6 protein-coding genes are annotated in these 5,326 nt (G+C 63.6%); 4 read left to right on the top strand and 2 right to left on the bottom strand.

All coding sequences use genetic code 11. The features are described 5' to 3' along the window. Nucleotides 1–18: 18 nt before the first annotated feature. The 3 genes from EN925_RS21830 (at nt 19) to EN925_RS21820 (ending at nt 2,551) form a co-directional block, all read left to right on the top strand. Entirely contained in the window at nt 19–909 is an 891-nt protein-coding gene (locus EN925_RS21830; RefSeq protein WP_245487262.1) for an ABC transporter substrate-binding protein, read from the top strand. A 57-nt stretch (nt 910–966) separates the two neighbouring features. After that, on the top strand, nt 967–1,647 hold the full coding sequence (locus tag EN925_RS21825; RefSeq protein WP_245469201.1) for a thermonuclease family protein: 681 nt from the start codon (nt 967–969) through the stop codon (nt 1,645–1,647). A 151-nt stretch (nt 1,648–1,798) separates the two neighbouring features. Then, entirely contained in the window at nt 1,799–2,551 is a 753-nt protein-coding gene (locus EN925_RS21820; RefSeq protein ID WP_127369433.1) for a GGDEF domain-containing protein, read from the top strand. 58 nt (nt 2,552–2,609) lie between these two features. On the opposite strand, the gene EN925_RS21815 is transcribed toward EN925_RS21820, so the two are convergent. After that, nucleotides 2,610–4,157, bottom strand: coding sequence for a GMC family oxidoreductase N-terminal domain-containing protein (locus EN925_RS21815; RefSeq protein WP_164753513.1), 1,548 nt, complete (start codon nt 4,155–4,157; stop codon nt 2,610–2,612). A 42-nt stretch (nt 4,158–4,199) separates the two neighbouring features. Then, nucleotides 4,200–4,877 (bottom strand): FCD domain-containing protein, encoded by a 678-nt coding sequence (locus EN925_RS21810; RefSeq protein WP_013529856.1) that lies wholly within the window; start codon nt 4,875–4,877, stop codon nt 4,200–4,202. Between the two features lie 203 nt (nt 4,878–5,080). On the opposite strand from EN925_RS21810, the gene EN925_RS21805 reads away from it, so the two are divergent. Next, a partial coding sequence (locus EN925_RS21805; RefSeq protein ID WP_164894318.1) for a lycopene cyclase family protein occupies nt 5,081–5,326 on the top strand: 246 nt, incomplete at its 3' end.

Below are 5,326 nucleotides of genomic sequence, written 5' to 3'. Positions count from 1 at the left end.
ACGGATATCGGCAACGGATTGCTGGCGCTGACGGTAGAAGATACCAAAGGCGACAGCGCACTGGCCGGCAAACTGGCGGTTACGGCCATTACGACGGGGTCTAAAGTCGTCATCGGCCCGACCGAGCTGCCGGCGGCCCAGCATATTGCCACGCTGTCGGGGTCGAAGCGGCCACCGGTTCTGGCGCTCGCCGACAATTTCGCCGGCGGCCCCGGGGTCTATGCCGTGCTCCTTGGCGAAGCGGACAGCGCCGCCGCGGGCGCCGCGGGACTGGCCGCGAAAGGCAGCAAGAAGTTCGTACTGCTTGTCGCGGATGGCCCAAACGCCGGCGCCATGGAGAAGCGGGTCGCAAACAGCCTCAGCATCTACGGCGCGGCGCTCGCGGTCACTCTCCGATATTCTGCCGGCGACGGCGCGAAGACGGTCGACGAAATGGGCTCACTCGTGGACGCCCCTGACGCCGTCATCGTCGCCAGCGGCAATGGCAGTCCGTCGCCTGTCCTTGCCGCCCTCAAATCGAAGGGCATTCCGGGAAAGACGATCTCCGTCGTCGGGACGAACCGTTGGCTGGAGCACCCCATGGATCCGCTCTTCGAGGGGGCGTTTGTCGCCACGCTCGATCCAGGCGAAACCGGGCCGATCGCCGACCGCTTCAGGACGACATACAACTATCCGGCTGACGTCAATGTGGCCTACGCCTATGATATGGTTGCGCTGACGGCAGGGATTGCCAGCGCGGTCGGGCCCGATGGTTTCAGCAAAAAGGTTCTTGAGAATCCAAACGGCTTTCGGGGGTCGACCGGCCTGTTCCGGTTTCGGGCCGACGGATCCAGCCAACGCTCGATGCCGTTCTATCGGATTGAAAAAGGTGCGCTCAAGCTGGTTGCCAAATCGACGTCGGGTTTCTGACCGGCGTAAATCCCTGAGATCCTGTTCAAGCTGATGGCCAGGCCGGGCCGCAGCCGCTTGGCGATCGCACTTGGAAGCCTCCTGCTCCTGGCGGGGATACTGCTGATCATTCAGGGCGGGGCGTTGCTTTCGGTCGATCGGCCTGTCCGTGCCCGGTCGCGGGATGTTGACGATACCCAGCCTGTCCGACCGGTTGCACCGGTTGCCGGCGCACAACGCCTGGAGCCGGCGCGCAAGGTTGCTCAAGACCTGATCGCTCCACCACGGCTTGATCCCGCTGAGATCGAACGGGCCGAGCCCCGTCCGCCGCTCAGCGAGCTCGGTCTCGCCGTGCCCCCGAAAACGCCGATGCCCAGGGATTGGCGGGAGGTCTTGCTCTACCGCCCGGTTGTCACATCATCGGCGATGTTCGAAGCCATGGGCCGCAAGGTGTTCATCAGCGGAGTGCGAGGCATCGATCTCGACAGCTCCTGCTCGTTTCATGACGTCACCTGGCCTTGCGGCGTACGCGCCCGCGCCGTTTTCAATTCCTGGCTGAGGGGACGCGCGCTGCACTGTTTCGTACCGCCGGACGTCGAGCGTTTTGCCGTCGCCGCACCGTGCAGGCTGGGCAAGCAGGATGTTGGCGCCTGGCTTGTCTCCAACGGCTGGGCCACGGCGCTGCCGAGCGGCATCTACGGCAAGGCGGAGGCGACAGCCAGGGACGCGGAGATGGGCATGTTCGGCCCGGCACAATAGGCTGTCATTCAATCCCTGATGTTTTGTTTGTTAACCGCCACGGGCGCAGCCTTGATGGGGTCATCGCGCAATCGATTAAATTGCAATGTTCCTTGAAACTGAAATTGCAACACACCGGCCTTATACAAGCCCATCCACAGGAGATCGGCCAGTGACAAAGACTATGGCGAGCACCACCGACCAGGCATGGAAAGGCGTCGCTTTGCTGACCTTTCTGGGAACCGCTGCAATCCTGGGCGTTTCCGTCGGTCTCAATTATCTGCTTCTGTTCTCGGAGGCGCTGACGCCATTTGGGCGCAGCATGGTCACGGCAATCCTGTTGCCTGTCGTTCTTGGTGTTCCGCTTTTTCTGTTCGTTGGATTGAAACAGATCGAGCTTCGTCGCTATCGCCGGGAACTCGACAAGTCGGCAACCTTCGACACCACGACCGGCTGCCTGAACGGAGCGGTCTTCACGTCGATGGTCGAAAAAAGAACCGCAAGGCCGTCGGTGCCGGGGCCGAAATCCGGCGCCTTCCTGGTCATCCATTCGGAGCATCTGCGGTCCATCAACCTGCGCTTTGGTCTTGAATGGGGCGATCAAGCCTTGCGGCTCATAGCCTCAACCATACAATCGTCAGTGCGCGCGGAGGATCTGGTTGGACGTATGGGGACGTCGATGTTCGGGGTTTTCCTCGCCGGCGCGACCGAAGCAGAAGCCAGGGAAATCGGCGAGCGTATCAGGGCGCGCATCGCACAAGTCTATTTCGCGCCAAAAGGCACCGAGGATGCCTTGACGGTCAAGGTCGGCGGCGTGGTGTTCGAGAACCAGGTGGAGTTCGCGGACATGTTCCGGTCCGCCGAGCAGCGCATGGCCGGCGTCCGGGACGGAGCGGCGTTTGAGCTGACGCATCTCCATAGCTGATAGTCGCCGGGAAGCAGAGCCATTCGGAACCCAGGGGAAGTGTCGGATGCGGCCGCCGTCACGCGGCCGCCGCGGTAACCCGTGAAGACGCCGCCCAGGTTTCGGCGATGGCGACGATCGCCGCGTTGATCGGTCCGCTCGGGATCGCCGGCATCACCGAGGCGTCGACGACAAAGGCATTGTCGAAGCCGTTCAGCCGCAAGTCGGGATCGACGATGGCCTCGGTGTCAAGACCCATCCGGCAGGTGCCGGCCGGATGGTGATGGGTGGAAGCAGCCCTGGCGATGAAAGCATCGAGTTCGGCATCGGACTGAACCGGTGCGCCTGGCAGGATCTCCGTATCGCGCCATTCGTCCAGGGCCTCATGATGGCCGACCATGCGCGCCCGCTTCAACGCCATCCTGAATGTCGCGCGATCGTGTTCGGTTTCCAGATAATGCGGATCGATGACCGGCGTATCGTTGCGGCCCGGCCCGCTCGGTGTGATGCGCCCGCGGCTTGTCGGATGAGTGACGCCGCAAAGGATGGTAAAGGCCGAGCCATAAAGCGGGGCATTCAGGCCCTCGGCCGCCGACGGAGCGACGACGCAGGCGAGCACGATATCGGGACTTCCCATGGAGCGGGTCGGGTCGTCGCTGTGCAGATACATCAGCGATTCGGAGTGCTGCAGGCGGGAAGGCGGCACCGGCTTTTTGGTGCTGTAGACATTTCCAAGAGCCAGCAGATGATCCTGCAGGTTGCGGCCCACCTCGCTGCGATCGGCAAGGCAGCGTATGTCAGCCTGCTTCAGCGTATCCGGGCAACCAATGCCCGACCGCATGAGGATGAGCGGCGTGGACACGGCGCCGGCGCAAAGGACAATCCGGTCGGCACAGAGCGTTCTGTTCTGGCCCTCGCAGACCACGCTCACGCCCGTGACCCTGTGGCCGTCCAGAACCAGATGCTCGACCTCGTGGCCGGTGAGCAAGGTCAGGTTCGGCCGCGCCATGACCCGCGGCGGCAGATAGGCGTCGGCGACGCTCAGGCGCTTGCCGTCGCGTATGTTGAGTGAATTGGGGCTGGTGCCGACCAGCTCGCCGCTGTTGTGGTCGCTCAGGGCGGGGGCCCCCATGGATCGCCCGGCGGCGATGTAGGCACGCACGACCGGACTGACCTCGGCGTCCGGCAGATAGACGTCCAGCGGGCCGCTCTTGCCGCGTGTTGGCCCGTCGAAGGCGGTGAAGGCTTCGCTGCGGATGAAGCCCGGCAACAACCCCCGATAGGACCAGCGCTCGCCGCCGGCTTGCACCCAGGGTTCGAAATCATCGGGATGGCCGCGCACATAGGCCATTGCATGCAGGCAGCTCGAGCCGCCGACGATTTTGCCGCGCGGCCATTCATGGACGCGGTTGGCGGTGAAGGGCTGGGGCACGGTCCGGTAGCTCCAGTCGTAGGCGCGGCCCTGGAGCATCGTCCATTTCAGCGGGTCGGCGATGTCGGGATCGGCCGGCATCGTCCCGGCCTCGATGAGGCCGACCTGGCACGACCGGTCTTCACTGAGACGGCTGGCAACAACCGAGCCAGCGGATCCCGCGCCGATGACCAGCACGTCGAAATGACGTTTCAATTTGAAATTCCCCGCACAGGCTCGATGTCAGAGGTGATGCGATCACGCGGCAAAGGCGCCGGCATTCGACCGTTCCATGATCTGTCTCTGCACCGACAGAAGGTGCGCGCGCATTGCGGCCTCTGCCGCTTCGGGGTCGCGCTGCGAGATCGCTTCGGCGATCAGGCGATGCTCGCCGTCGCGGTGGGCGATCCGCTTGGGGCAGGTGGGTGCCGCGGTGCGCGCAACCTTCACTCGCGCATCGACACCGACCTGGCGCAGCATCTTGTAGAATTCCGCGGCGAGATGGTTGCGGGCTGCGGCAACGATCGCGAGATGGAAAGCGAAATCGACCTCACCCGACGGGGCGTTCTCCGGCGTGGTTGCCGCGTCGAGGATCCGCGCCGTCTCGAAAGAGGAGGCGCGCAGCGACGCCAGTCGGGCAAGGCCCGGCTCCATAATCAGGCGCAATTCCAGGACCTCGATCGGATTGGTTACCCTGACCAGTTCCTCGCCATATCTCGGAAGGGCGGTCGGCGCCCGCCTGGCGCGCGCCGGTTTGAGGTCGCCTGAAAGGCGCAGCACTTCAAGCGCCTTGCGAAGCTGATGGCGCTTGACGCTCAGATGTTCCGCAAGATCGCGCTCGGACGGAAGCTTGCCGCCGCCCTGCTGCAACTGGCGGACCGCGGCGATGATGTCGTCGAGATCAGATGGTCCGACCTGCGGCTCGAATGCGCTCAAAACCAAATCTCCTGTCCGATCGGCAGATCGCCGACTCAACGTCCCGACATCATATTGTGACACGAAAACCTGTTCGACGGCACTCAACCAATTCAACCAATCTACAACTGTACGCAATGGTTGACAACACCAGTTGCGCGATGGTTGACTGCCCATGTCGACGGTTGCCATCGCGGCAGACGTCTTTCTCCCGAGGATCACGCATGCCGGCTGGCGAAACCTTTGACTACGTCATTGTCGGTGCGGGATCGGCCGGCTGCGTGCTGGCGAACCGGCTGAGCGAAGACCCCGCCGTGTCGGTGCTTCTGCTGGAGGCGGGGGATTGGGACCGCGATCCGATGATCCACATCCCGCTCGGCTGGGGCAAGATACTGACGGAGCGCCGCCACGACTGGATGTATTTCTGCGAGCCCGAGGCCAATGTCGGCGGCCGCAAGGTCGAATGCGCG

The sequence above is a fragment of the Mesorhizobium sp. M7A.F.Ca.US.006.04.2.1 genome (assembly GCF_004022915.1).
Lineage (GTDB): Bacteria > Pseudomonadota > Alphaproteobacteria > Rhizobiales > Rhizobiaceae > Mesorhizobium > Mesorhizobium ciceri.
The sequence above is the reverse complement of the archived record's forward strand: the minus strand, read 5'-3'. Positions and strand labels throughout refer to the sequence as shown.